The organism is Balnearium lithotrophicum (assembly GCF_900182585.1).
GTDB lineage: Bacteria > Aquificota > Aquificia > Desulfurobacteriales > Desulfurobacteriaceae > Balnearium > Balnearium lithotrophicum.
The window spans coordinates 25,958-47,311 of record NZ_FXTM01000009.1 but is presented as its reverse complement, the minus strand read 5'-3'; the positions used below and the strand labels follow the sequence as shown (position 1 = coordinate 47,311).

Annotated in this window: 20 protein-coding genes, 1 tRNA gene and 1 pseudogene; 10 read left to right on the top strand and 12 right to left on the bottom strand. The window is 42.3% G+C overall.

Annotated elements, in window-relative coordinates; all coding sequences use genetic code 11:
- Positions 1 to 9 precede the first annotated feature (9 nt).
- The gene (locus FN732_RS04370; RefSeq protein ID WP_142935151.1) at positions 10 to 324 is read left to right on the top strand and encodes a hypothetical protein; all 315 of its coding nucleotides are present in this window, start codon (positions 10 to 12) and stop codon (positions 322 to 324) included.
- 15 nt (positions 325 to 339) lie between these two features.
- Here FN732_RS04370 and atpC read toward each other — a convergent pair whose 3' ends face one another.
- The 9 genes and pseudogenes from atpC to FN732_RS04325 form a co-directional block, all read right to left on the bottom strand.
- Positions 340 to 765: an ATP synthase F1 subunit epsilon gene (gene atpC, locus FN732_RS04365; protein WP_142935149.1), complete on the bottom strand. Its 426-nt coding sequence runs from the start codon at positions 763 to 765 to the stop codon at positions 340 to 342.
- A gap of 12 nt (positions 766 to 777) precedes the next feature.
- On the bottom strand, positions 778 to 2,220 hold the full coding sequence (atpD, locus tag FN732_RS04360) for a F0F1 ATP synthase subunit beta (RefSeq protein WP_142935147.1): 1,443 nt from the start codon (positions 2,218 to 2,220) through the stop codon (positions 778 to 780).
- An 11-nt stretch (positions 2,221 to 2,231) separates the two neighbouring features.
- Complete coding sequence (gene atpG, locus FN732_RS04355) at positions 2,232 to 3,092, bottom strand: ATP synthase F1 subunit gamma (RefSeq protein ID WP_142935145.1); 861 nt, start codon at positions 3,090 to 3,092, stop codon at positions 2,232 to 2,234.
- 14 nt (positions 3,093 to 3,106) lie between these two features.
- Positions 3,107 to 4,615 carry a F0F1 ATP synthase subunit alpha gene (atpA, locus tag FN732_RS04350; protein WP_142935142.1) on the bottom strand — a complete coding sequence of 503 codons (1,509 nt, stop codon included), beginning with the start codon at positions 4,613 to 4,615 and terminating at the stop codon, positions 3,107 to 3,109.
- Between the two features lie 27 nt (positions 4,616 to 4,642).
- The gene (locus FN732_RS04345) at positions 4,643 to 5,176 is read right to left on the bottom strand and encodes a F0F1 ATP synthase subunit delta (RefSeq protein WP_142935139.1); all 534 of its coding nucleotides are present in this window, start codon (positions 5,174 to 5,176) and stop codon (positions 4,643 to 4,645) included.
- Positions 5,177 to 5,187: 11 nt separating this feature from the next.
- Positions 5,188 to 5,661 (bottom strand): F0F1 ATP synthase subunit B, encoded by a 474-nt coding sequence (locus FN732_RS04340; protein WP_142935137.1) that lies wholly within the window; start codon positions 5,659 to 5,661, stop codon positions 5,188 to 5,190.
- A gap of 9 nt (positions 5,662 to 5,670) precedes the next feature.
- Positions 5,671 to 6,108, bottom strand: a complete 438-nt coding sequence (gene atpF / locus FN732_RS04335; RefSeq protein ID WP_142935135.1) for a F0F1 ATP synthase subunit B — start codon at positions 6,106 to 6,108, stop codon at positions 5,671 to 5,673.
- Entirely contained in the window at positions 6,108 to 7,154 is a 1,047-nt protein-coding gene (mnmA, locus tag FN732_RS04330; RefSeq protein WP_281279906.1) for a tRNA 2-thiouridine(34) synthase MnmA, read from the bottom strand. Before mnmA ends, atpF begins: the two co-directional genes overlap by 1 nt.
- Before the next feature lie 135 nt (positions 7,155 to 7,289).
- Positions 7,290 to 7,928: pseudogene (locus FN732_RS04325) on the bottom strand (integrase core domain-containing protein); the annotation flags it as partial.
- 214 nt (positions 7,929 to 8,142) lie between these two features.
- Here FN732_RS04325 and FN732_RS04320 point away from each other — a divergent pair.
- The 5 genes from FN732_RS04320 to truD (FN732_RS04300) all read left to right on the top strand — a co-directional run bounded on the left by FN732_RS04320 (position 8,143) and on the right by truD (FN732_RS04300) (position 12,973).
- Positions 8,143 to 9,591, top strand: a complete 1,449-nt coding sequence (locus tag FN732_RS04320; protein WP_142935131.1) for an alginate export family protein — start codon at positions 8,143 to 8,145, stop codon at positions 9,589 to 9,591.
- 96 nt (positions 9,592 to 9,687) lie between these two features.
- A tRNA-Pro gene (locus FN732_RS04315) sits at positions 9,688 to 9,764 on the top strand.
- Positions 9,765 to 9,798: 34 nt separating this feature from the next.
- Positions 9,799 to 11,307: a YifB family Mg chelatase-like AAA ATPase gene (locus tag FN732_RS04310; RefSeq protein WP_142935129.1), complete on the top strand. Its 1,509-nt coding sequence runs from the start codon at positions 9,799 to 9,801 to the stop codon at positions 11,305 to 11,307.
- The gene (locus FN732_RS04305; RefSeq protein ID WP_142935127.1) at positions 11,304 to 11,798 is read left to right on the top strand and encodes a D-glycero-alpha-D-manno-heptose-1,7-bisphosphate 7-phosphatase; all 495 of its coding nucleotides are present in this window, start codon (positions 11,304 to 11,306) and stop codon (positions 11,796 to 11,798) included. The genes FN732_RS04310 and FN732_RS04305 overlap by 4 nt, the downstream gene beginning before the upstream one ends.
- Before the next feature lie 8 nt (positions 11,799 to 11,806).
- Positions 11,807 to 12,973, top strand: coding sequence for a tRNA pseudouridine(13) synthase TruD (gene truD / locus FN732_RS04300; protein WP_246051333.1), 1,167 nt, complete (start codon positions 11,807 to 11,809; stop codon positions 12,971 to 12,973).
- Here truD (FN732_RS04300) and FN732_RS04295 read toward each other — a convergent pair.
- The 3 genes from FN732_RS04295 to FN732_RS04285 are packed head-to-tail and all read right to left on the bottom strand — an operon-like array spanning position 12,963 to position 15,423.
- On the bottom strand, positions 12,963 to 13,613 hold the full coding sequence (locus FN732_RS04295) for an HDOD domain-containing protein (protein WP_142935108.1): 651 nt from the start codon (positions 13,611 to 13,613) through the stop codon (positions 12,963 to 12,965). The genes truD (FN732_RS04300) and FN732_RS04295 overlap by 11 nt on opposite strands.
- Before the next feature lie 9 nt (positions 13,614 to 13,622).
- The gene (gene rsmB, locus FN732_RS04290) at positions 13,623 to 14,942 is read right to left on the bottom strand and encodes a 16S rRNA (cytosine(967)-C(5))-methyltransferase RsmB (protein ID WP_142935106.1); all 1,320 of its coding nucleotides are present in this window, start codon (positions 14,940 to 14,942) and stop codon (positions 13,623 to 13,625) included.
- Positions 14,905 to 15,423 carry an adenylate kinase family protein gene (locus FN732_RS04285; protein WP_142935104.1) on the bottom strand — a complete coding sequence of 173 codons (519 nt, stop codon included), beginning with the start codon at positions 15,421 to 15,423 and terminating at the stop codon, positions 14,905 to 14,907. Before FN732_RS04285 ends, rsmB begins: the two co-directional genes overlap by 38 nt.
- Before the next feature lie 57 nt (positions 15,424 to 15,480).
- Between FN732_RS04285 and carB the strand changes: the two genes are divergently transcribed.
- The 4 genes from carB to truD (FN732_RS04265) are packed head-to-tail and all read left to right on the top strand — an operon-like array spanning position 15,481 to position 21,353.
- Positions 15,481 to 18,702: a carbamoyl-phosphate synthase large subunit gene (carB, locus tag FN732_RS04280; protein ID WP_142935101.1), complete on the top strand. Its 3,222-nt coding sequence runs from the start codon at positions 15,481 to 15,483 to the stop codon at positions 18,700 to 18,702.
- The gene (locus FN732_RS04275) at positions 18,702 to 19,250 is read left to right on the top strand and encodes an acyl-CoA thioesterase (protein WP_142935099.1); all 549 of its coding nucleotides are present in this window, start codon (positions 18,702 to 18,704) and stop codon (positions 19,248 to 19,250) included. The genes carB and FN732_RS04275 overlap by 1 nt, the downstream gene beginning before the upstream one ends.
- 20 nt (positions 19,251 to 19,270) lie before the next feature.
- Entirely contained in the window at positions 19,271 to 20,488 is a 1,218-nt protein-coding gene (locus FN732_RS04270; protein WP_142935097.1) for a bifunctional folylpolyglutamate synthase/dihydrofolate synthase, read from the top strand.
- On the top strand, positions 20,475 to 21,353 hold the full coding sequence (gene truD / locus FN732_RS04265; RefSeq protein ID WP_142935095.1) for a tRNA pseudouridine(13) synthase TruD: 879 nt from the start codon (positions 20,475 to 20,477) through the stop codon (positions 21,351 to 21,353). Before FN732_RS04270 ends, truD (FN732_RS04265) begins: the two co-directional genes overlap by 14 nt.
- Position 21,354 lies beyond the last annotated feature (1 nt).

The window sequence follows — 21,354 nt, the reverse complement described above, 5'->3', positions numbered from 1 at the left end:
GGTGGTGAAATGAGAAAAATCTTTGTAACTCTAGTATTGTTTATTCTACTAATTTTTAACCAAGGTTTTTCTGAAGAAAAGCCTGTTGAGGCCTGGATATCCTATAAGCAAGTTAATGGAAAGGTAGTTGAGGTTGTAAAGATAAAGACAAATACGGGAAAGGTCTATGAGATATATCCAGGTTTGGCACCTCACCAGATACCTAAGGTTGAAAACAGACTTCCACAATCTAAGGCAAATTGGATTTTACTGACATCCTTAGCCTTTTTAGTTGGAGGTTTGGTGGGAGGGGCAGTAATCTGGTATAAGTTTAGAAGGGAATAAGAAAGAGGAAAGCCCTTAGCGGGCTTTCCTTAAGAGAGTTTCCTTTCTTCTTATTTCACGTTCTATCTGGCTTCTCTGTTCTGTCTCCTCTTCACTCAAACTAATGAGCCTTTCCTTCAACTCTCCTATTTCCTTTTCAACTGCCTCAATATCTACTTCTCCGGTTTCGTAAATTTCCTGAGCACCTATTCTTACAGCATCAGGCTCAATCTGAACAAAACCGTTGTAAACTAACTTTTTAATCTCTTCTCCGGATTCTGTTTTACAGACAACAAACCCAGCACCTATTGAGTAGAACTCAGGTTGATGTCCGGGAAGAACTCCTAAGTCCCCATCGTCCGTTTCGACGTATACCTCTTTAGCCTTTGCCTCGTAATGTTTACCTGTTGAGGAGGCAAGTTTAAAATCCATTACTGTAGGCAGTCCCTTTTTGGCAGCCATCTATCTTCTCCCCTATTTACTCTGGGCTTCCTTCATTAACTTTTCACCTTTCTCTATAGCTTCATCGATTGTTCCAACCATGTAGAATGCCTGTTCAGGTAGGTGGTCAAGCTCACCGTTAACAATCATTTCAAATCCCCTGATTGTCTCGTCGATTGTTACGTACCTACCCGGCATTCCTGTAAATACCTCTGCAACGTGGAACGGCTGTGTGAGGAATAGCTGAATTCTCCTTGCCCTGTGGACAACTAACTTGTCCTCCTCTGAGAGTTCCTCCATACCTAAGATTGCGATGATTTCAAGGAGCTCCTTGTAGCGCTGTAAGTACCTTTGGACTTCCCTTGCAACCCTGTAGTGCCTTTCACCTACAACGTGGGGGTCAAGCATACGGGACGTTGACTCTAACGGGTCAACAGCTGGATAGATACCTTGCTCTGCAAGTGCCCTTGAAAGAACGGTCGTAGCGTCTAAGTGAGCAAATAGTGTAAATGGAGCAGGGTCTGTAAAGTCGTCGGCGGGAACGTAAATAGCCTGAACGGATGTAATTGAACCTTTGTTCGTTGATGTAATACGTTCCTGAATTGCCCCAACCTCTGTTGAAAGTGTTGGCTGATAACCAACCTCAGATGGAATCCTTCCTAAGAGGGCAGAAACCTCAGAACCTGCCTGGATGAAGCGGAACATGTTATCAACGAAAAACATCATATCACGGCCTTCAACGTCACGGAAGTACTCTGCCATGGTAACGCCTGTCATAGCAACGCGCCACCTGTTTCCTGGAGGCTCGTTCATCTGACCGTAAACAAGAACTGTATTCTCGAGAACTCCAGATTCCTGCATTTCCAACCATAGGTCTGTTCCTTCCCTCGTTCTCTCCCCAACACCTGCAAAAACGGAGAAACCTCCGTGTTTCATTGCAACGTTGTGGATAAGCTCCATGAGGAGAACCGTCTTTCCAACTCCAGCACCACCAAAAAGCCCTGTTTTTCCACCTTTGGCGTAAGGCTCAAGGAGGTCAATAACCTTAATTCCCGTTTCAAATATTTCTGCAACGGTCTTTTGCTCTGTAAGTGGTGGAGCAGGTCTGTGGATAGGCCAGTACTCCTCAGCCTCAACAGGCCCCTTACCGTCAACCGGCTTTCCAACAACGTTGAAAATTCTACCCCTTGTTGCGTGACCTACGGGAACTTTGAGGTAATCTCCCGTATCAATTACCTCCATTCCCCTCTTGAGTCCCTCTGTAGCACCAAATGCAACACACCTTACCCTGTTCTCTCCCAAGTGCTGGTGAACTTCAAGCATTAAATCACCGGTTTCAATCTTTCCATCCCATGTAATCGTCTTTACGTTTGGAACCCTTAAAGCGTGGTATATTTCAGGAAGCTTTCCATCGGGGAATTCAACGTCTATAACAGGACCGACAATCTGAACAATCCTTCCTTTATGCTCTGCCATATCTATCCTCCCTATTTCATTGCTTCAATAGCAGTTGTGATTTCTATAAGCTCCTTAGTAATTGCAGCCTGCCTTGCCTTGTTGAACGAAATCGTCAGCTTTCTAATCAAATCTTCGGCGTTCTTTGTTGCATTATCCATTGCTGTCATTCTTGCTGCGTGCTCCGATGTTTCGGACTCCTTTAGAGCTCTAAGGACGATTCCAGAAATGTAAGATTTTATTGCCTCCTCAATTACGTCCTCATCAGGACCGACTGTATACTCGGAAACGGGGGTTCCTTCCTCTATCTCAACTGAAAGTGGCATTATTCTCTCAAAAGTTACTTCCTGCCTTAAGGCGTTGTAGAACTTGTTGTACACAACGTAAACTTCATCAAAGTACTCAGAAAGGTAACCCAAGTAAAGGTCTGCAGATATCTCCCTTGCAAGTGGAAGTCCAATTCTCCTGAACGTATCTGTGAATGTTTTTCTAACGTTTAAATCTGAGTACTTTGTAAAGAACTGGCTTGCTTTGTTTCCAACCGTTGTTAGTGATATTTCAATACCCTCAGACTGCTTTTCTCTGGCAAATCTATTGACATTCCTAATTATATTTGCATTAAAGGCTCCACAGAGCCCCTTATCGGAAGAGATAACTACTATTTCTATTCTTCTTACAGGTCTTGATTTAAATATAGAATGGAGGGAGGGATTCCCCCTCGTATAAAGGCCCTTAGCAATTTCCATCATAACATCAGCGTAAGGTCTTACAGCAAATAGTTCACTCTGAGCCTTGCGAAGCTTAGCCGCGGATACTGCCTTCATTGCGGCAGTTATCCGCTTTGTTCCCTTTAAACTCTTTATCTTTGCTTTTATTTCTCTCATTCCAGGCATTTTTTACCTCGCTATTAGGCTGTAAACGTAGCCTTAAACTCCTTGATTGCTTTGTGGAGCTTTTCGGTTAACTCGTCGTCAAGTTGCTTCTTCTCTAAGATTCCTTGAAGAACATCAGAGTACTTTGCATCCATAAAGGCGTACAGTTCCCATTCAAACTTGTTAACAGCCTCAACAGGAATGTCATCAAGGTAACCATTAATTGCTGCAAAAAATGCAACAATCTGCTTTTCAACAGGAATTGGCTTGTGAGGGGGTTGTTTTAGGAGCTCCATCATCCTCCTTCCCCTCTCAAGCTGAGCCCTTGTTGCAGGGTCAAGGTCTGATGCAAACTGAGCAAATGCCTCAAGTTCCCTATAACGGGCAAGCTCAAGTCTTAACTTTCCTGCAACCTGCTTCATGGCCTTAATCTGAGCTGCACCACCAACCCTTGAAACGGAAAGACCTACGTTGATAGCTGGCCTTTGACCTTTGTAGAAAAGGTCAGTTTCGAGGAAAATCTGTCCGTCTGTAATTGAGATAACGTTTGTTGGAATGTAAGCAGAGATATCTCCAGCCTTAGTCTCAACTATTGGTAGAGCTGTTAATGAACCTGCTCCAAGCTCATCGTTAAGCTTGGCAGCCCTTTCAAGAAGCCTTGAGTGAAGGTAGAAAACGTCACCAGGATAAGCTTCACGTCCAGGAGGACGTCTCAAGAGGAGTGACATTTCACGGTAAGCAACAGCCTGTTTTGAGAGGTCGTCATAGATGATTAAAGCAGCCCTTCCTGTATCCCTGAAATACTCGGCAACTGTACATGCAGCGTAGGGTGCTAAGTACTGAAGTGAAGCAGGGTCGGAAGCTGTAGCAGAAATAACGATTGTGTAGTCCATAGCCCCAAGTTCTTTTAGAAGTTGAACCGTTTGAGCAACAGTTGAACGCTTCTGACCTACGGCACAGTAAACACAGATAACGTTTTCCCTCTTCTGGTTCAAAATCGTATCTATTGCAATTGTTGTTTTACCAGTTTGCCTATCACCAATGATTAATTCCCTCTGTCCCCTTCCAATTGGAATGAGGGCATCTATCGCTTTAATTCCCGTTTGAAGAGGTTCGTGAACGGGCTTTCTAGTTACAATACCTGGAGCAATACGCTCAACAGCTCTTCTCTCTACAAATTCAATATCTCCCTTACCATCAATGGGATTTCCAAGGGGGTCTAAGACCCTTCCAATGAGGCCATCGCCAACGGGCATATCAAGGATTCTTCCTGTTCTCTTTGCCTTACCGCCTTCAACAATCCCTTTTCCTTCTCCCAAGAGAACAACACCTACGTTGTCCTCTTCGAGGTTGAAGGCAACTCCCTCGGTTCCGTCCTCAAACTCTACAACTTCTCCGTACTCGACGTTTTCAAGTCCGTAGACCCTTGCAACTCCGTCTCCAACCTTGATAACAATACCGGTCTCATCCAAGTTTACAGATGCCTCAAACTCCTCAATCTGCTTTCTTATTAGTTCAGATATCTCCTCTGCTCTAATCTGCATCTCTGCACCTCGCTATCGTTTTTTATGTTAATCTGCTATAGCCTTCTTAAGGTTCTCAAGCTGCGTCTTAACAGATGCATCTAAAACCTTGTCAGCTACCCTTACTATAAAGCCACCTATTAAGGAGGGGTCAATCTTTACGGTTACTTCAGCCTTCTTCTTAAAGATTTCCTCTATCTTTGCCTTGATTTTCTCTAAAACCTCACTGTCCAACTCTGTTGCACTCGTTATTTCAGCTTTAACGACTCCTAACCTTGCATCTGCAAACTTTTCAAACTCCTCAGAAAACTCCTTTAAGAGTCCAAGCCTGTCCCTTTCTGCCATTAAGTTTAGAACCTTTTTCAGTTCCTCAGTTACTTCTACTTTTTGGAGAACGTTTGAAAGGAGTTCTCTCTTCTTTTCTGTAGGAATAATTGGACTCTTAAAGTACCTGATGGCTTTGTCGTCAAAGAGAGAGAGGAGGGTTTTTAGCTCTTCTAAAACCTTTTCAATCTTATCGTCAGTAAGAACCTCTGAAAGGGCTTTAGCGTACCTTCTGGCAATTCTCACTTCCAATCTCAACTTGACCCCTCCTAAAGCTTTTCAAGGCTTGTTTCTATAAGTTTTTTATTCACTTCAGGTGTAATTGCCCCTTTAAGCTTGGATTCTGCAATTTCAACTGCCTTTTGAGCTGCAACTTTCTTAAGTTCCTCTTTAGCTTTGTAGAGTTCCTTCTCTATCTCCTCATCCGCCATCTTTACTATTCTCTCTGCAGTCTCCTTGGCCTCAGAAATTATCTGTTCCTTTTCTCTTTGAGCAACTTCCCTTGAGTAGGCCAGTATCCTTTCAGCCTCGGCCTTAACCTCTTCAGATTTTTTCTCAGCTTCCTTCAATAGCTTTAAGGCCTCTTCCTTTTCCTTTTTAGCCCTATCAAACCTGCTCACTACAGAGTCAATTCCGTTCGATAGGAAGTTTGAAACCGGTTTCTTGAGAAACCAGTAGAGAAGAGCAAAGAGAATTATGAGGTTTACCGTTTTCCAAAAAAGCAGATGTCCACCGTGTTCCATGTTACCCCCTTAGGCAACCCTGCCAATGATTTTCTTAACAATTTCCTCGGCGATTTTATCAGCTTCAGCCTCAATCTTTTCCTTTTCCCTTTCAAAGGACTCCCAGATTTCCTTCTTTGCAGACTCAATTTTTGCAGTTGCTTCCTCTTGAGCCATTGAAATTATCTTTTCCCTCTCCTGACGGGCTTCCTTCACTGCAGAATCGATTAACTTCTTAGCCTCTTCCTTCGCCTTCTCTAAAACCTCATCAACCTCTTTTAGAATTGATTCTGCCTTTTTCTTGAGGGCTTCGGCTTCGGAGTAGATTCCGCTGAGTTCCCCTTCTCTCTCCTCCATAAGCTTTAGGAGAGGTTGAAAGAGGAATTTATTGATTAGAACCATAAAAATAAGAAAGTTAACGGCTTGGACTATTAGAGTCCAATCTATTGCTACAATGCTCTCCGCCATCACCCTACTCCTTCCTTTGTGATTTCTCCTCCCCCCAAGAGCAGGTCGTTTGTATAAAAGGCACACACCTGCCCCGGAGCAGGAGCCTCAACTTTCGCGGCTAATTTTACACGATAAATTCCATTTTTGAAATACTCTATTGAAGAAACTCTCGTAGGTTTTGACCTGTACCTTATCTGAACGAATAGAGGAACCTTCCTAATCCTTTGGAAATCAATATGCCAGTTGACCTTCCAGATAAAAATCTCATTCTTTAAAACTCTATCCTTAGGACCTACAACTACGATGTTTTCCTCGGGGCGGAGCTCCAAAACGTAGAGGGGATACTTATAAGAAATTCCCAACCCCCTTCTCTGCCCAACTGTAAACTTAAAAAAACCGGTGTGTTTTCCTACAACTGTTCCATCCTCAAGGACAAACTTTCCTTCCTTCTCTTTTATATAAGGTTTTAAGAAATCTACATAGTTTGAGTCAATAAAACATACATCTTGACTTTCCCCCTCAAAGGGGAAACCTAACTCTTTGGCTTTTTCAATAACTTCTTCTTTCGTATAGTCTCCAAGAGGTAGTAGAAGTTTTTCAAAAATTTTCTGTTCAACGAGTGCTAAAAAGTAGGATTGCTCCTTTCTTCTATCCTTTCCTCTTTTTATTAGGTGTCTTTTAAATTTCCTGACGTATGTTACTTTTGCATAGTGACCTGTTGATACAAAATTCGAATTTGTTTCCTCCAACAGTCGGTAAAGGTACTTAAGCTTTATCTTCTGATTGCACACAGTACAAGGATTAGGGGTTAATCCCTTTTTATAATAGGATATAAAGTAGTCTATAACCTCTTTTCTAAATTCCTTCTGGAGGTCAACTACTTTTAAAGGGAGATTTAGAAGTTCTGCACTTTTCTTTGCCTCTTCTACATTTGAATTTGGAAGAAGTTTTAGGAAAACAGGCAAAACATTGTAGCCTGATTCCTTTAGTATGTAGGCAGTATAGAAACTGTCTATTCCGCCACTGAAACCCAAAATAACTTTTTTCATCTTAAATTCCTTGATGTTAAGTTCGGTAGAATTTTATAAAAAGAAGGGCGCCTTCGAGGCGCCCCTTAAGACTTATGGGGAGGAGGGAGGGGGATAGGGGGTGTCTGTTATTAATAATAGTTATCATTTTATTAATAATAGTTATCATTTTTAATTTGTCAACCCCTTGTTCTCGTTCAATACATGGTGGACACCCTGGAGTTTTTTAATATATTCCTCAAACTTCTCTACTGGAGTCTTATAACCAAGACCTTGATGAGGCCTAACGAAGTTGTAAAAGTTCAGATACCTAAATAACTTCCTGTTCATCTCATCAACTTTCGGCTCAGTTCCTTCTATCATCCACAGTTCCTTCTCCACCGTCTGTATGAACCTTTCAACGTGGGAATTGGTCTTGGGAGACCTCGGATAGCTGAAGTAGTGTTCTATTCCCCTCTCCTTAAGGTAATCCTCTAACTCTCCTATAAACTCACTTCCGTTGTCAGTTTGAACCTTTTCTATTTTGAAGGGAAGAAACTTTTCAAGTTCTTGAAAGAATCGTTTCCCACTCCTGCTGCTTTTTGTAGAATAAATCTTTGCAAAGCCTATTCTGGTGAATTTATCTATAGCTGTGAATTGGTAGAAGGTTTTTCCGCACCAGTAGAGGTATTTGACGTCTATGAGGACTGTTCCGGGTTTATCGGCTCTAAGTCCTCTTCTGGTGCGGTTCTTTTTCCCTACTTGTTTTCTTTTCTTAAAGTTCCATGTGAGTTTTCTGGTTCTTTCTATCAGATTGTTTCTCTTTAAAACTGCACTAGTTCAATGTACGGTGGACTTTCCTACTGTTTCTAATTTTGATATATTTCAAGTCAAAGCTGAAATTTAGCTTGTTTTTGCAAGTTTGCAAACCTAAGAGATTGAAACGTAAAGGAAAGCTTGACATGGGATATTTTAAAATGCTAAATTTTGAGCTTGAAGATAAAGGAAACAACTATCTTGGAAAAACTTTAATGGGGAGGTCCTAATGAGAAAGGCATTGAAAGCAGTGACCTTAATGGGTCTTGCAGCAGCACTAATGGCTCCTGCTGCTACAGTTAAGGCTGCCGATATGGATATGGGCAGCACTAAAGTAACAATCGGTGGACAGTTAAGAGAAAGACTTGAATGGTGGGGCCAGGAAGTAGGAACAGGAAAAGGTGCAGAGCTTGTTGGTTCTTACAGAGCAAGGTTAAAAATTAAGGCTGAACTTTCCGATGGTGTAACTGCAGTATTTACACCACAGGCTGTAGGTTACTGGGGAGAGAACGGTCAAGGACTTGCTCTTGGAGAAAAAATAACAGAGTCAGACGGAGTAAGTGGCACAACTAATACTGTTAATATGCACGAAGCATATATGCTTCTTTCCAATCCATTTGGAATTGACAATGTAATTGTCAAGCTCGGTCGTCAAGAAGTTAACCTCGGTAATCAAAGGCTCGTAGGTGCTGTTGGCTGGTCTCAAGCTGGAAGAAGTCTTGACGGTATTTTAGTGGGTTACGTAGCAGGAGACTACGGACTTGCTGGGTTCTTCTATGGAAAGCTTAAAGATGATGCCAAATTAGGAGCTTGGGCTACTCCAACAGTTGAGGATGAACCAGACATTGACCTCTACGTTGCTACATGGCAGGGTAAGTTCAAGCCATTTGGAGTTGGCGGAACTTACGAGTTAACAGATATTTACGTTAATCCAACAACCCCTGCTCTTGGTGTTGATGCAGATGTAAACACAATTTATGGACGTGTAACTCCTGCATTTGATACGGATTTTGCAAAGATTAAAGTAAACTTGGAAGGTGCTTATCAGAGTGGTAGTGCTGGGAAACCAGATTTTGGTGGTTATATGTTCAGCGTAGGAGCTGGAGCTGACTTTGACCAAGTTGCTTGGACGCCAAGTGTATTCTTAGGATATGACTATTACTCTGGTGATGACAATCCAAATGATGATGACCTTGATGCATTCTGGTCAGTTCTTCCAACAGCTCACAAGTGGTTAGGACATGCTGACACTGTTTGGGTAAATACTCCGTTCTACCAGTTTAATGGAGCAGGTCTTCTTCATGTGGCCTCTCCAACAATGAAAATAACTGTAAAAGGTCAGGATAAGTACTTTAACGTTGCTGGTGTAGAAGACCTTTACTTAAAACTCCATGCTAAACCTCTTGATAAGTTAGCTCTTGGACTTGATATTCACTATTTCCAAGCTGCTGAAGATGTTGTAGAATATCAGAAAAGTGGCAATACTTGGCAAAAAGTGAAAAACTACGGCGACGACATTGGATGGGAAGCTGACCTTGAGGCTAAGTACAAGTACAGCAAAAACCTCTGTCTCAGCGTAGGTTACGACTACTTTGACCCAGACGATGCTATGGAAGCTGTTGCAGGAGGCGATGAAGCTGAGCACCACGTATGGGCTCAGGCTGACCTCAAGTTCTAAGCTAATTCAGTTGAAATCAATGAAGGGGGCTTTTGCCCCCTTTTTATTTTTGAACCTTGTTTTTAGGAGAAGTTGGACATATATTTTCCGTAGCGTCGGGGCGTGGCGTAGCCTGGTAGCGCGCTGGCATGGGGGGCCAGAGGTCGCCCGTTCAAGTCGGGTCGCCCCGACCATTTAAAAATAATAACATTTCAGGAAACTAACTTAATGGTTTCTTTTGTTTACAGCTATACGACTATCGGAATAGATGCAACCTTAGTTAAGGTTGAAGTTGACTCCTCCCGTGGACTTCCAGGAACTGTAATCGTAGGTCTTCCAGATTCAGCAGTTAAGGAGAGTAGGGAAAGAGTTAAGTCTGCTATTGTAAATTCGGGGTATCCCTTTCCTACAAAAAAGATTGTTATTAACCTTGCCCCTGCAGATATAAAAAAAGAAGGGACTCTCTACGATTTACCGATAGCTTTGGGAATTCTGGCATCATCAGGTCTTGTAAATCCTGAGAATTTAAATGATTACTTGATTGCAGGGGAGCTGGGATTAAACGGGGAGCTCCAGCCTGTCAAGGGAATTCTCTCGGCGGCTGTTCTTGTAAAGGAAAGGGGGTTAAAAGGGTTAATTCTTCCATATCAGAATACGGAAGAAGCCCTGCTAATTGAAGGAATTTCAGTTTATCCAGTTAAAACTCTCTTTGAAGCCGTTTCGTTTATAAACGGGGATTTGGAAATAACGCCACCTGAAAGGAGCTCCATTCTCCTTGAATTTAGTTACAACGTTGACCTATCTGACGTTGTAGGTCAGTATCAGGCAAGGAGAGCTCTTGAAATTGCTGCGGCCGGAAGGCACAACCTTTTAATGGTAGGGCCTCCCGGTTCTGGAAAGACAATGCTTGCAAGGAGAATTCCTACGATTCTTCCCCCTATGACAGAGGACGAAATAATAGAGTCAAGTAGAATCTACTCCGTTGCCGGTTTAATAGACCAAGTTCCCGTTTTAAACAGGCCATTTAGAGCTCCACACACGTCCGCCTCAGACGTTTCAATAATAGGAGGAGGAAAAAACGTAAAGCCTGGGGAGGTAAGCTTAGCCCACAACGGAGTTCTCTTCATGGATGAACTTCCTGAGTTTAAAAGGAGTGTTCTTGAAGCATTGAGACAGCCTTTAGAGGATAAAATTGTAACCGTTTCAAGGGCTTCAGGTTCTGCTACGTTTCCTGCAGACTTTCTGTTTGTTGGAGCTCTCAATCCCTGCCCTTGCGGTTACTATGGGTTTTCCGATGAAAAACACTACTGTACCTGTTCTCCAAACCAGATAAAGAGGTACAGGACTAAGATTTCAGGGCCGATACTTGACAGGATTGACCTTTACGTCTCCGTTCCTCCGGTTAAAACTGAGGATTTAAAGTCAAAGACAAAGGGAGAATCTTCAAAGTCGGTAAGGGATAGAGTAATCAAGGCTTGGGAAATCCAGAGGAGGAGATTTCAGGAAAGCTCTATAAACTTCAACGGTCAAATGGGAAAAAAGGAAGTTAAGAAGTTCTGTTCTTTAACAGATGAGGCTGAGGGAGTTCTTTTAAGGGCTGTTAAGGCTTTAGGCCTTTCTGCAAGGAGCTTTGACAGAGTTTTAAAGGTGTCAAGAACTATTGCAGACCTTGAAGGAAAGGAAGAGATTGAAACCCACCACGTAGCTGAAGCTCTCAGCTTCAGGAGTTTCTCTTGAAAAGGGCAGCCTTCTTAGACAGGGACAATACGTTAATTTACGACCCTGGATACATCCACGAACCTGAAAAGGTAGAACTATTGGAAGGAGTTCCTGAGGGTTTAAAGCTTTTAAAGGAAAAGGGGTTTTTACTGATTGTGATTTCCAACCAATCAGGAATAGGAAGGGGATACTTTAAGGAGGAGGATTTCTGGGCTGTAAATGGGAGGCTTCAGGAGCTCCTAAAGCCTTACGATGTTCAGATTGACGGATTTTACTTCTGTCCCCATAAACCTAACGAGAAGTGTAACTGTAGAAAACCAAAAACTCTCTTAGTTGAAAAAGCAGCCAAGGATTTTGGAGTGAGTGTGAGTGAGAGTGTAGTAATAGGGGATAAAGATTCTGATGTTGAGATGGGATTTAGAGCGGGATGCAGGTTGGCTGTAAAGGTTGGAGCTCCCCCCTTTGATAACTTCCTAAAGGCAGTTGAGTTTGTTTTAAGCTCTACATAGGAGGAAGTTTGAAGCTCTACACGAGGATTAAGAGGACTCCTGAGGACTTTATAGTTGAGGAGATTCCTGCTTTAGAGCTAAAGAAAGAGGGAAATTTTTACCTTGTCGAGCTAAAAAAGAGGAACGTTTCAACTCTTGAGACTTTAAGGGTCATTTCCAGATTTCTAAAAATTCCTTTAAAGGAGATAGGGTTTGCCGGTTTAAAGGACAGATTTGCAGTTACAACGCAGTACTTAACAATTCCTACGAACTATGAAATTGACGAACGCTGTTTTCGATTTAACGGAAGATGGAAAGAGGTTAAAAATCTTAACTGGGAAAAGGAGTACGGATTTTGCATTAAACCCTTAGGAAAGGTAGAAAGACCTCTAAAACTTGGTGATTTAAGGGAGAATAGATTCACGATTACAGTTAGAAACTTTGAGAAGAACCTGAGGGAGAGGTTTTACAGAAACTACGATATTGTTAAAAGGTATGGTTTTCCAAACTATTTTGGAGAACAGAGGTTTGGAAGTGTAAAGAGTAGGGATGATTTTGTCTTAAGGTACTTACTAAGGGGGGATTTCGAGGGAGCTCTCAAGTCCTACTTTTTTGGAAAGTCATCTGTTGAGTACTGGGGGGACTGGAGGAAACTGTACAAAACCCTTTCTCCAACGTTGGAGGAGTATGAAAAGGACCTGATAAGGGGATTAATGAGGGGGCTTTCAGCAGAAAAGGCCTTCAGAATTCTTCCGAAAAATGTAAGACTAATGTTCAACTTCGCCTATCAGAGCTTCCTGTGGAACGAGTATCTGAGGGAGTACATTGAAGAAAAGTATCCTTTTATAAGAATTCCATTTATAAATAACTGGAAGTTGAGCTATTGGATTGAGGTTCCCGATGTAGAGTATCTAAAAGAGCTTCAAATCCCCTACACAGGAAAGGAATTTAAAGTAAAGGATAAAACTTTAAGAAGAGCAATGATGAGAGTTTTAAGGAAGTATGGTGTAAAAGAGGAATGGTTTGACAGAGAAGTTGGGGGAATGGTTGTAATGACAGATGGACTGAGGAAAGCTGCTGTTTTTCTAAAGGACTTTAAGATTTTAGAGAAAACAAAAAATAGAATAAAAGTAAGGTTTTCCCTCCCCCCCGGCTCATACGCAACAGTCCTTCTGAGGTTTCTGCTTAAAGGATAGATAAAATTGATTCTGCGTCTTCCTCAGCTATAAGACAACTTTCTACAATATCCTTTTTTGCTAATTCTGGGAGGCCTTCAATAACTTCTTCTCCCCTTTCTTCTGTGACCTTATCGCAGAGTTTAAGTACCTTTTTAGCTAATACTTTTAATTTTCCCAGTTTGCTGTCTTCCCTTAAAACACCGTTAATTACATACTCCGAAACTCCTGCCTTTTCTAAGATTTCCTTTATTTCATCACCTATTTCTTGATAAACGCTGTCCAAAATCCCCACCATAAATGCTTCATCTTCATACTCTGGCATAAGTCTTTTTGCCAGTTCCCTCATTAGATAGGCAAATTTAATTACTCTTTTTATTTCCTCTTTAGAGGCATTTTTTAAAATGGAAGAGGTTAGTAGAAGAAATATATAATCCCTTAAGTTTTTATAACCTAAATAAGCGATAGCCTGTATTATAGATTTTATTTCCTTTTTCAAACCAAAATAGGGAGAATTTATAAATTTAAGAAGTTTAACGGAGAGATTAGGATCAAGACTAACGATTTCAGCTATTTTGTTTAAATCCTCCCCTTCAAGTAGAGCATTAATTAATTTCAGCATTACCTCTCTTTTAAGCTCCAAATTCTCAACTTCTGACATAACACCTCCCTATGATAGTAGTGAATAGTAAAATCCATCTAATCCATCCCTGTGGGGAAAAACCCTTAGCTCACCTCTTCCTATTTTCATTCCGACTCTAGAATTAATTAATTCCCCTTTGCGAAATCCTAAGGAGAGTGCAAAATCTGTATTTTCCTCTCCTTCTTCCCTCTCCAAGGAACAAACACTGTAAACTAACCTTCCTCCTTCCTTTAAAAGTTCCTTAGAAGAGGATAAAAGTTTCCTTTGAATTTTTTGATTGCGCTTAATTAATTCTAAGCTCTTGTTCCACTTCCCTTCAGGATGTCGCCTTATTACACCGGTAGCACTGCAGGGAGCATCCACTAAAATTCTATCAAATTTGCCGGCATACTTTTTAATGAAATTCCTGTCCGATGAAATGTCTGTAATGACAGTCTCAACATTTTTAACTCCTAATCGGCGGCAATTTTCAAGGAGAAGTTCCATTCTCTTTCTACTTACATCAACGGCAATAATTTTTGCTCTGTTGCCTGTAAGAGAAGCTATTGCCGTAGTTTTCCCTCCTGGAGCAGCTCCAACGTCCAAGACTAACTCTCCCGGTTTGGGTTCCAAGAGGAGTGCCGATAGGTAGGAGGCTGGGTCCTGAACATAGAATAACCCCTCCCTGTATCCGGGAATCTCCTCAACGGGAACTCTTCCCTTGATTCTGACCATGTGGGGTATTTTGGGGTGGAGCTCCGACTCAATACCCTTGTCCTTTAAGAGGCCCAAAAAATCCTCCACTGATATTTTTAAGAGGTTAACCCTTACGTACAGCGGAGCAACCCTGTTTAAGGAATCTAAAAGTGGTATGAGCTCATCACCGTAAAATTTGTGCCACCTCTTAACCATCCACGTTTCAAAGGAGTAGAGGGTAGAGATTCTCTCGTAAAAGTCCCCTATCCTTTCAACTTCCCTTTTGTAGTCAAATCCTATGAGCTTCTTTGAAACTGCGTTGACAAAACCTGCACTCTTTTTCCCCGAAAGTCTCTTCACTGCCTCAACAACCTCGTTCACAGCAGCATATGCAGGAACGCCTGTGAAGAAGAGCTGGTAGGCTATTAATCTCAGTCCATTCCTAACTATACATGACTGTTTCCCAAGTCTTTTCTCCGTTGCCCTCTCTATTGAGAAGTCAAGAAGCTTTAAATACCTGACAGTTCCCGAAACAGTTTCCTTTATGAATGCTCTGTCCTGATTTGGGAATTTGACGAGAACAGGCTCTAAGTGCTCCCTGAGCCTTTTATCAACTTCAAAGGCACAGAGAACTTTAATTGCCTCCTTCCTCGTCCTCCAGCCAGTCGACATCGTCAAATACCTCCTCCCCTTTTAGAGCTCTCCCTATGAGTCCTGCCACTTCTTCCGGAGTTCTCCTTGTTGTGTCAATCTGAACCACGCGGGCTTTTCCTGAACCTTCAAAAACCTCGGTTGCTATAAATCCTATTCTTTCAGCCTCAACGTTTTCCTCCACCTTCTCCTTACTGTAGTTTCTCTCCTTCAACCTCTCCCTGATTGTTTCAGGTTTTGCCCTGAGAACGACGATTAGGTCAACTGGAATATAGTGGGAAACAAGCCCCTCAGCTATGAAATTTTCCTTGCCTTTGAAAAATCCCTTCAATTTTTCAATATCAACTACGTAGGAATTTCTCCTTTCATCAAATTCTGAGTAGAGTTTCTCCCTCTTTACAAGTTCACTTAGACTGTAAACAGGGTAGGAGAGTTTTTTGGAGAGAATCCTTGATACAGTTGTCTTTCCTGTTCCCGGCGTTCCGGTTATAGCTATTCTCATGGTATCTCCTTAAATAATTTCAGTTAAAATTACATCAAAATTTTCCCGGAGGCTTCCTTGCCAAAGAGAGAGGACTTGAAAAAAATCCTGATAATCGGTTCTGGACCAATAAAGATTGGTCAAGCAGCAGAGTTTGACTACTCAGGAACTCAGGCCTGTAAAGCCCTTAAAGAGGAAGGTTACGAGGTCGTTCTTGTAAACTCAAACCCTGCCACCATAATGACAGACCCTGACATCGCAGACAGAACCTACATTGAGCCATTAACAACGGAAGTTCTTGAAAAGATAATAAAGAAAGAGAGGCCTGATGCCCTTTTACCGACGGTAGGGGGGCAGACGGCACTCAACCTGGCCGTGGAGCTCCACGAAACCGGAATCTTAGAAAAGTACGGTGTTGAACTCATAGGTGCAAATGTAGAGGCAATAAAAAAGGCAGAGGACAGGGAGCTCTTTAAGGAGGCTATGTTAAGGATAGGCCTTGAAGTTCCAAGGAGTGGTCTGGCACACTCCTTAGAGGAGGCAATGGAGGTTCTTGACTACGTTGGCCTTCCTGCAATAATAAGGCCAGCATTTACGTTAGGGGGAGAGGGTGGAGGAGTTGCCTACAACAGGGAGGAATTCAAGGAGATTGTTAGAAAAGGCCTTGATGCATCCCCTATTAGTGAGGTCTTAATAGAGGAGAGTGTTATCGGTTGGAAGGAGTACGAACTTGAGGTAATGAGAGACCTAAACGACAACGTTGTAATAATCTGTTCCATTGAGAATTTTGACCCTATGGGGGTTCACACTGGAGATTCTATAACTGTAGCTCCCGCACAGACTTTAACGGACAAGGAGTACCAGATTTTAAGGGATGCTGCAATTTCAATAATAAGGGAAATCGGCGTAGAAACGGGTGGTTCAAACGTTCAGTTTGCAGTTAATCCTGAAAATGGAAGGGTTATCGTTATAGAGATGAATCCAAGGGTTTCCCGCTCATCTGCTTTGGCTTCAAAGGCAACGGGATTTCCGATTGCTAAGATTGCAGCAAAGTTGGCAGTGGGCTATACGTTGGACGAGCTCCCTAACGACATAACGAAAAAAACTCCAGCCTCTTTTGAACCGTCTATCGACTACTGCGTTGTCAAGTTTCCAAGGTGGGCTTTTGAAAAGTTTCCGGAGGCCGACCCGGTTTTAACTACGAGGATGAAGTCAGTTGGCGAGGTTATGGCGATAGGAAGAACTTTCAAGGAAGCCCTCAACAAGGCAATTCGCTCACTGGAGACCGGTAGGTACGGACTAACCTTAAAGGGTGTTGAAAGTGTAACGGAGGAGGAACTTGAGACAAAAATAGCAGTTCCGACTCCAGACAGGGTTTGGTACATAGCAGAGGCCTTTAGAAGGAATTGGGATTTAGACAGAATTTACGAGCTTTCAAGGATTGACAGGTGGTTTCTGAACAACATAAAGCAGTTGGTTGAACTTGAAAAAGAGGTCAAAAAGTACTCGATAGAGAACATTCCGGATGATGTTCTCTTCTGGGCTAAAAAATGGGGATTCTCAGATAGGGAGATTGCAACCCTTCTTAAAACTTCCGAAGAGAGAGTTAGGGAGAGGAGAAAGAAAATTTCTCCCGTTGTTTATAAGACTGTTGATACCTGTGCAGGAGAATTTGAAGCCTATACTCCGTACTACTTCTCCTCCTACGATGGAAGGGAGTGTGAGGCAAATCCGAGTGAAAAAAAGAAGGTAACGGTCTTTGGTTCAGGACCAAACAGAATAGGACAGGGAATAGAGTTTGACTACTGCTGTGTTCATGCGGTTTGGGCACTGAGGGAGCTCGGATACGAAGCTCACATGGTTAACTGCAACCCGGAAACGGTATCAACGGACTACGATACCTCGGACAAACTCTTCTTTGAGCCTCTAACATTCGAGGATGCGATGAACATAGTTGAAAGGGAAAAGCCTTTGGGTGTGATGGTTCAGTTTGGAGGGCAGACTCCATTAAAGCTGTCCGTTCCTCTTGAAAGAGCTGGAGTAAGGATTTTAGGAACCTCCTCAGAGAGCATAGATATAGCTGAGGATAGGGAGAGGTTCAGGGAGCTCCTCAACAGACTCGACCTGAAGCAGCCCCCCTCAGGGATTGCCCGCTCCTTAGAGGAGGCTGAAAAAATTGCTGAGGAAATAGGCTTTCCGGTTCTTATGAGGCCTTCCTACGTTTTGGGTGGAAGGGCTATGAGAATCGTTTACAACATGACGGAGCTCCGCCAGTACATGGCAGAAGCAGTCGAAGTTTCCGAGGAAAAGCCGGTCCTAATCGATAAGTTTTTGGAGGATGCAGTTGAGTTTGACGTTGATGCCGTTGCAGATGGAGAGAGCGTTATTATCGGTGGAGTAATGGAGCACATAGAGGAGGCGGGTATCCATTCAGGGGATAGTGCCTGTGTTCTCCCGACGTTTTCAGTTTCGAGGGAAATAGTTGAAAGGATTAAGGAGATTACAAGGAAGATAGCTCTTGAACTAAAGGTTAAGGGGCTCATAAACATTCAGTTTGCCGTTAAGGACAACGAGATATACATCATTGAAGTTAACCCGAGAGCTTCAAGAACCGTTCCATTTGTTAGTAAGGCAACCGGAATTCCTCTTGCGAAAATTGCAACAAAGGTATCAATGGGTAAAAAACTGAAGGATTTAGGAATCAGGGAAGTTGAACCCTCCTACTACTCGGTAAAGGAGGCAGTATTTCCTTTTGACAGGTTCCCCGAAGTTGACCCCGTTTTGGGACCTGAGATGAAATCAACCGGTGAGGTTATGGGAATAGACAGGAACTTAGGAATTGCCTTCTACAAGGCTCAGCTCGCATCAGGTTCGAGACTTCCCTTAGAACCTTCCTGCGGAAAGGTCTTTATAAGTGTCAAGGATAAGGACAAACCCAAAATTTTTGGAATAGCCAAAAAGCTTTCGGATATGGGATTCAAAATTGTCTCAACTGAAGGAACCTACAATTTCTTAAAGGAAAAGGGCATTCCCGTTGAGCTTGTGTATAAGATTCAGGAGGGAAGAAGGCCAAATATCGGAGACCTGATAAAGAACAACGAAATATGCCTGATAATAAACACACCAACAGGAACAAAGTCCAAGAGGGATGCCTACAGTATAAGGAGACTTGCAGTAAACTACAAGATTCCCTACTACACAACGGTTAGAGGGGCTCAGGCAGCTGTTATGGCAATTGAGGCAATGAGGAAGGCCAGCTTGGACGTTAAACCTATTCAGGAGTACTACGGAGGAGACTAATGGAAGAAAAGAAGGAAAATCAACAACCACAGGTTATAGTGGGGAGTATGCAGTACAGAGTATCTATGGCGGAGGTTGATGCCTACGGAGTTATGTACTACTCAAGGTTTTTTGAGCTCTTTGAGAGGGGAAGAACGGAGCTCTTTAGGGCTTTAGGAATGGAGTACAGACAGGTGCTTCAACAGAGGCAAATTTTAATGCCCGTTGTTGAGGCTGCCTGTAGGTACGTTGCTCCCGTTGTTTACGACGACCTTATAACCCTTGAAACGGCAATAACGAACATTGGAACGAGGGGAATAAGGTTTGACTACAGAGTTCTCAGGGAGGACGTTGTTTTAGCTGTTGGATTTACTCAGCACATCTTTATAGACCCTCAGGGAAGGCCGGTCTCCTTTGGAAAGGAAGTTTTTGAGTTTCTCAAGTCGAAGGGCTTGATAAAAGAGGGGGAGCTAACAGAGGAAAAGTCTCAGGAGAAGGAGGAGGACATCTCATCAAAACTAAAGAAGCTGATAACCGATAGAACGTCCAACAAGAAGGAGGACAACTAAGGGAGGTTTTTTCCTCCCTTTTGGAGTTCAGATTGACTCTGTTTGAGAGATTCTTTGAAGGTAAGGAATTTGTCTGGAGACCCGGACTTGACAGAATAAAAGGGGCAGTTGAATTATCAGGGAGAAAGGAGTATCCGAGTATCATTGTAGGGGGAACAAACGGTAAGGGTTCAACCTCTCACCTGATAGTAGAAGCGCTCGTTAGAAACGGTCTTAAGGTTGGTCTCTTCTCCTCCCCTCACCTTCTCCGTTTTAACGAGAGAATAAAGATAAACTTGAAAGAAGTCTCAGATGAGGAGTTAAACGGGGTATTTTTAGAGATTAAACCCGTAGTGGAGAGATTCCAGTTGACCTACTTTGAATCCTCCCTTCTGCTTGCCCTTAAGATATTTGAAAAAAAAAGGGTAGATGCAGCTGTTTTTGAGGTTGGACTTGGAGGGAGGTTAGATGCAACGAACGTCCTGAAGCACCAGGTAGCCGTTTTAACAAACGTTTCTTTAGACCATACAAACTACTTAGGTTCAACGGTAAGGGAAATATCTGAAGAGAAATCAGAGATTTTCAGAGGTGCTGAGTTTGGAGTTGTTGGAACGGATAATAGAGACGTTTTGGAAGTTGTTAGAAGGAAATTTAAGGGGGAGCTCTACATTTACGGTAGGGATTTTTGGGCAGATGAAGTTTCAGTTAACCTTGACGGAACTTCCTTTTTCTACATGGGAACGTTACCTGTAAAAACCTCACTGATTGGAGAATTCCAATCGATAAATGCATCCGTAGCAATCAGGACTTCGCAAATTTTTGTAGAAAAGTTTTTTAATAGGCACTTCCTCATACCTAAAGAGTTTAGAGTTAAGCTTCCCGGGAGATTTGAGGTTTTGAACTTTAATCCTCCGGTTGTATTTGATGTTGCTCACAATGAGGGAGCTCTCTCAAAACTCGTAAAAAACCTGATTGAGCTGAAAATTTTCGGTGATGTTTACTACTCAGGACTAAGGGATAAGGAACAGGAGAAGAACCTCTCCATTATTGGAGATTACCTGAGAGTTTCTAAGGGGGAGCTCCACCTCCTTGAGATTGAAAACGAGAGGGGAATGGCGATTGATGAACTGGTCAGAATTGCAGAAGGGAAAGGCCTGAGGCCAAGGATAGTAAAGGGAAAAATAAGGATAAAAGAGATAAAGAAGCCGTCTGTGATAACAGGTTCCTTCTACTTAGGAGGCCTTATTGAAAGAGGTTGAGTTCACCTGGAAAAGGGAAAAGCCGGAGGACTTTATAGTAAGGGAAGTTTCAGAATTTGAAATGGAAAGTTCTGGAAATTTTTTCCTTTATCTTTTGGCAAAGAGAAACCTTACAACAAGGGAGGTATGCAAGAAATTTAATTTGTCTTATGCCGGAATGAAGGATAGGTTTGCTCTGACTTTTCAAAAGGTTTCAGCCGAAAAATTTTTGGGTGACTACTACGAGGAGCATTTAGATGAAACCTCTTGGTTTAAATTAAAGTTTTTAGGTAGAGTGAAAAAGAAGGTAAAAATTGGTCAGTTAAAGGGAAACAAGTTTGCCATTAACGTGAAAAATCTCAAAATTAAGGAAATCTCGGCCTTTATAAACTACTACGATATCCAGAGAACTTCTAAGAATTGGGAGAGAGGGAAGGAAATTTTAGAAAAATTAATTGAAAAACCTAAGAAAAGGTTATCATGGTCTCAAAATTTCCTAATAGATTCCTACTTATCTTATCTTTGGAACAAATCCTTAGAGGAGTTTTTAAAGGAGAAATTTTCTGGTTACTACGTAAGGGAAAGCGGAGAGAAATTCTTTATACCAGACGAGTTGAAAGTGGAGAAACTTCCAAAGTTCTGGACGATTTTAGGTTATAAAAAGAAGCTCCTTAACTCAGAAATTTACTACAGGAGAGTTTTGGAAAGGGAAGGGTGGAAATTGGAGGAAATCTTGGAGCTCCTAAAGAAGCTTGGAATAAAGGGAGACTACAGAATGACGTATGTTATCCCAAGGGAAACCAAGAGGATAGGGAACTATCTATTCTTCTTCCTTCCAAAGGGAGCCTTTGCAACGATGCTTTTAAAACACGCCATTGTGGAGTAAA

Bases quoted from the DNA above. Each gene is read 5' to 3' on its own strand.
- FN732_RS04340 (WP_142935137.1), bottom strand. From the start codon at position 5,661: ATGGAACACGGTGGACATCTGCTTTTTTGGAAAACGGTAAACCTCATA.
- rsmB (WP_142935106.1), bottom strand. From the start codon at position 14,942: ATGTCGACTGGCTGGAGGACGAGGAAGGAGGCAATTAAAGTTCTCTGT.
- FN732_RS04320 (WP_142935131.1), top strand. From the start codon at position 8,143: ATGAGAAAGGCATTGAAAGCAGTGACCTTAATGGGTCTTGCAGCAGCA.
- atpA (WP_142935142.1), bottom strand. From the start codon at position 4,615: ATGCAGATTAGAGCAGAGGAGATATCTGAACTAATAAGAAAGCAGATT.
- atpG (WP_142935145.1), bottom strand. From the start codon at position 3,092: ATGCCTGGAATGAGAGAAATAAAAGCAAAGATAAAGAGTTTAAAGGGA.
- atpF (WP_142935135.1), bottom strand. From the start codon at position 6,108: ATGGCGGAGAGCATTGTAGCAATAGATTGGACTCTAATAGTCCAAGCC.
- FN732_RS04275 (WP_142935099.1), top strand. From the start codon at position 18,702: ATGGAAGAAAAGAAGGAAAATCAACAACCACAGGTTATAGTGGGGAGT.
- FN732_RS04370 (WP_142935151.1), top strand. From the start codon at position 10: ATGAGAAAAATCTTTGTAACTCTAGTATTGTTTATTCTACTAATTTTT.
- FN732_RS04295 (WP_142935108.1), bottom strand. From the start codon at position 13,613: ATGTCAGAAGTTGAGAATTTGGAGCTTAAAAGAGAGGTAATGCTGAAA.
- atpC (WP_142935149.1), bottom strand. From the start codon at position 765: ATGGCTGCCAAAAAGGGACTGCCTACAGTAATGGATTTTAAACTTGCC.
- FN732_RS04310 (WP_142935129.1), top strand. From the start codon at position 9,799: ATGGTTTCTTTTGTTTACAGCTATACGACTATCGGAATAGATGCAACC.
- FN732_RS04285 (WP_142935104.1), bottom strand. From the start codon at position 15,423: ATGAGAATAGCTATAACCGGAACGCCGGGAACAGGAAAGACAACTGTA.
- atpD (WP_142935147.1), bottom strand. From the start codon at position 2,220: ATGGCAGAGCATAAAGGAAGGATTGTTCAGATTGTCGGTCCTGTTATA.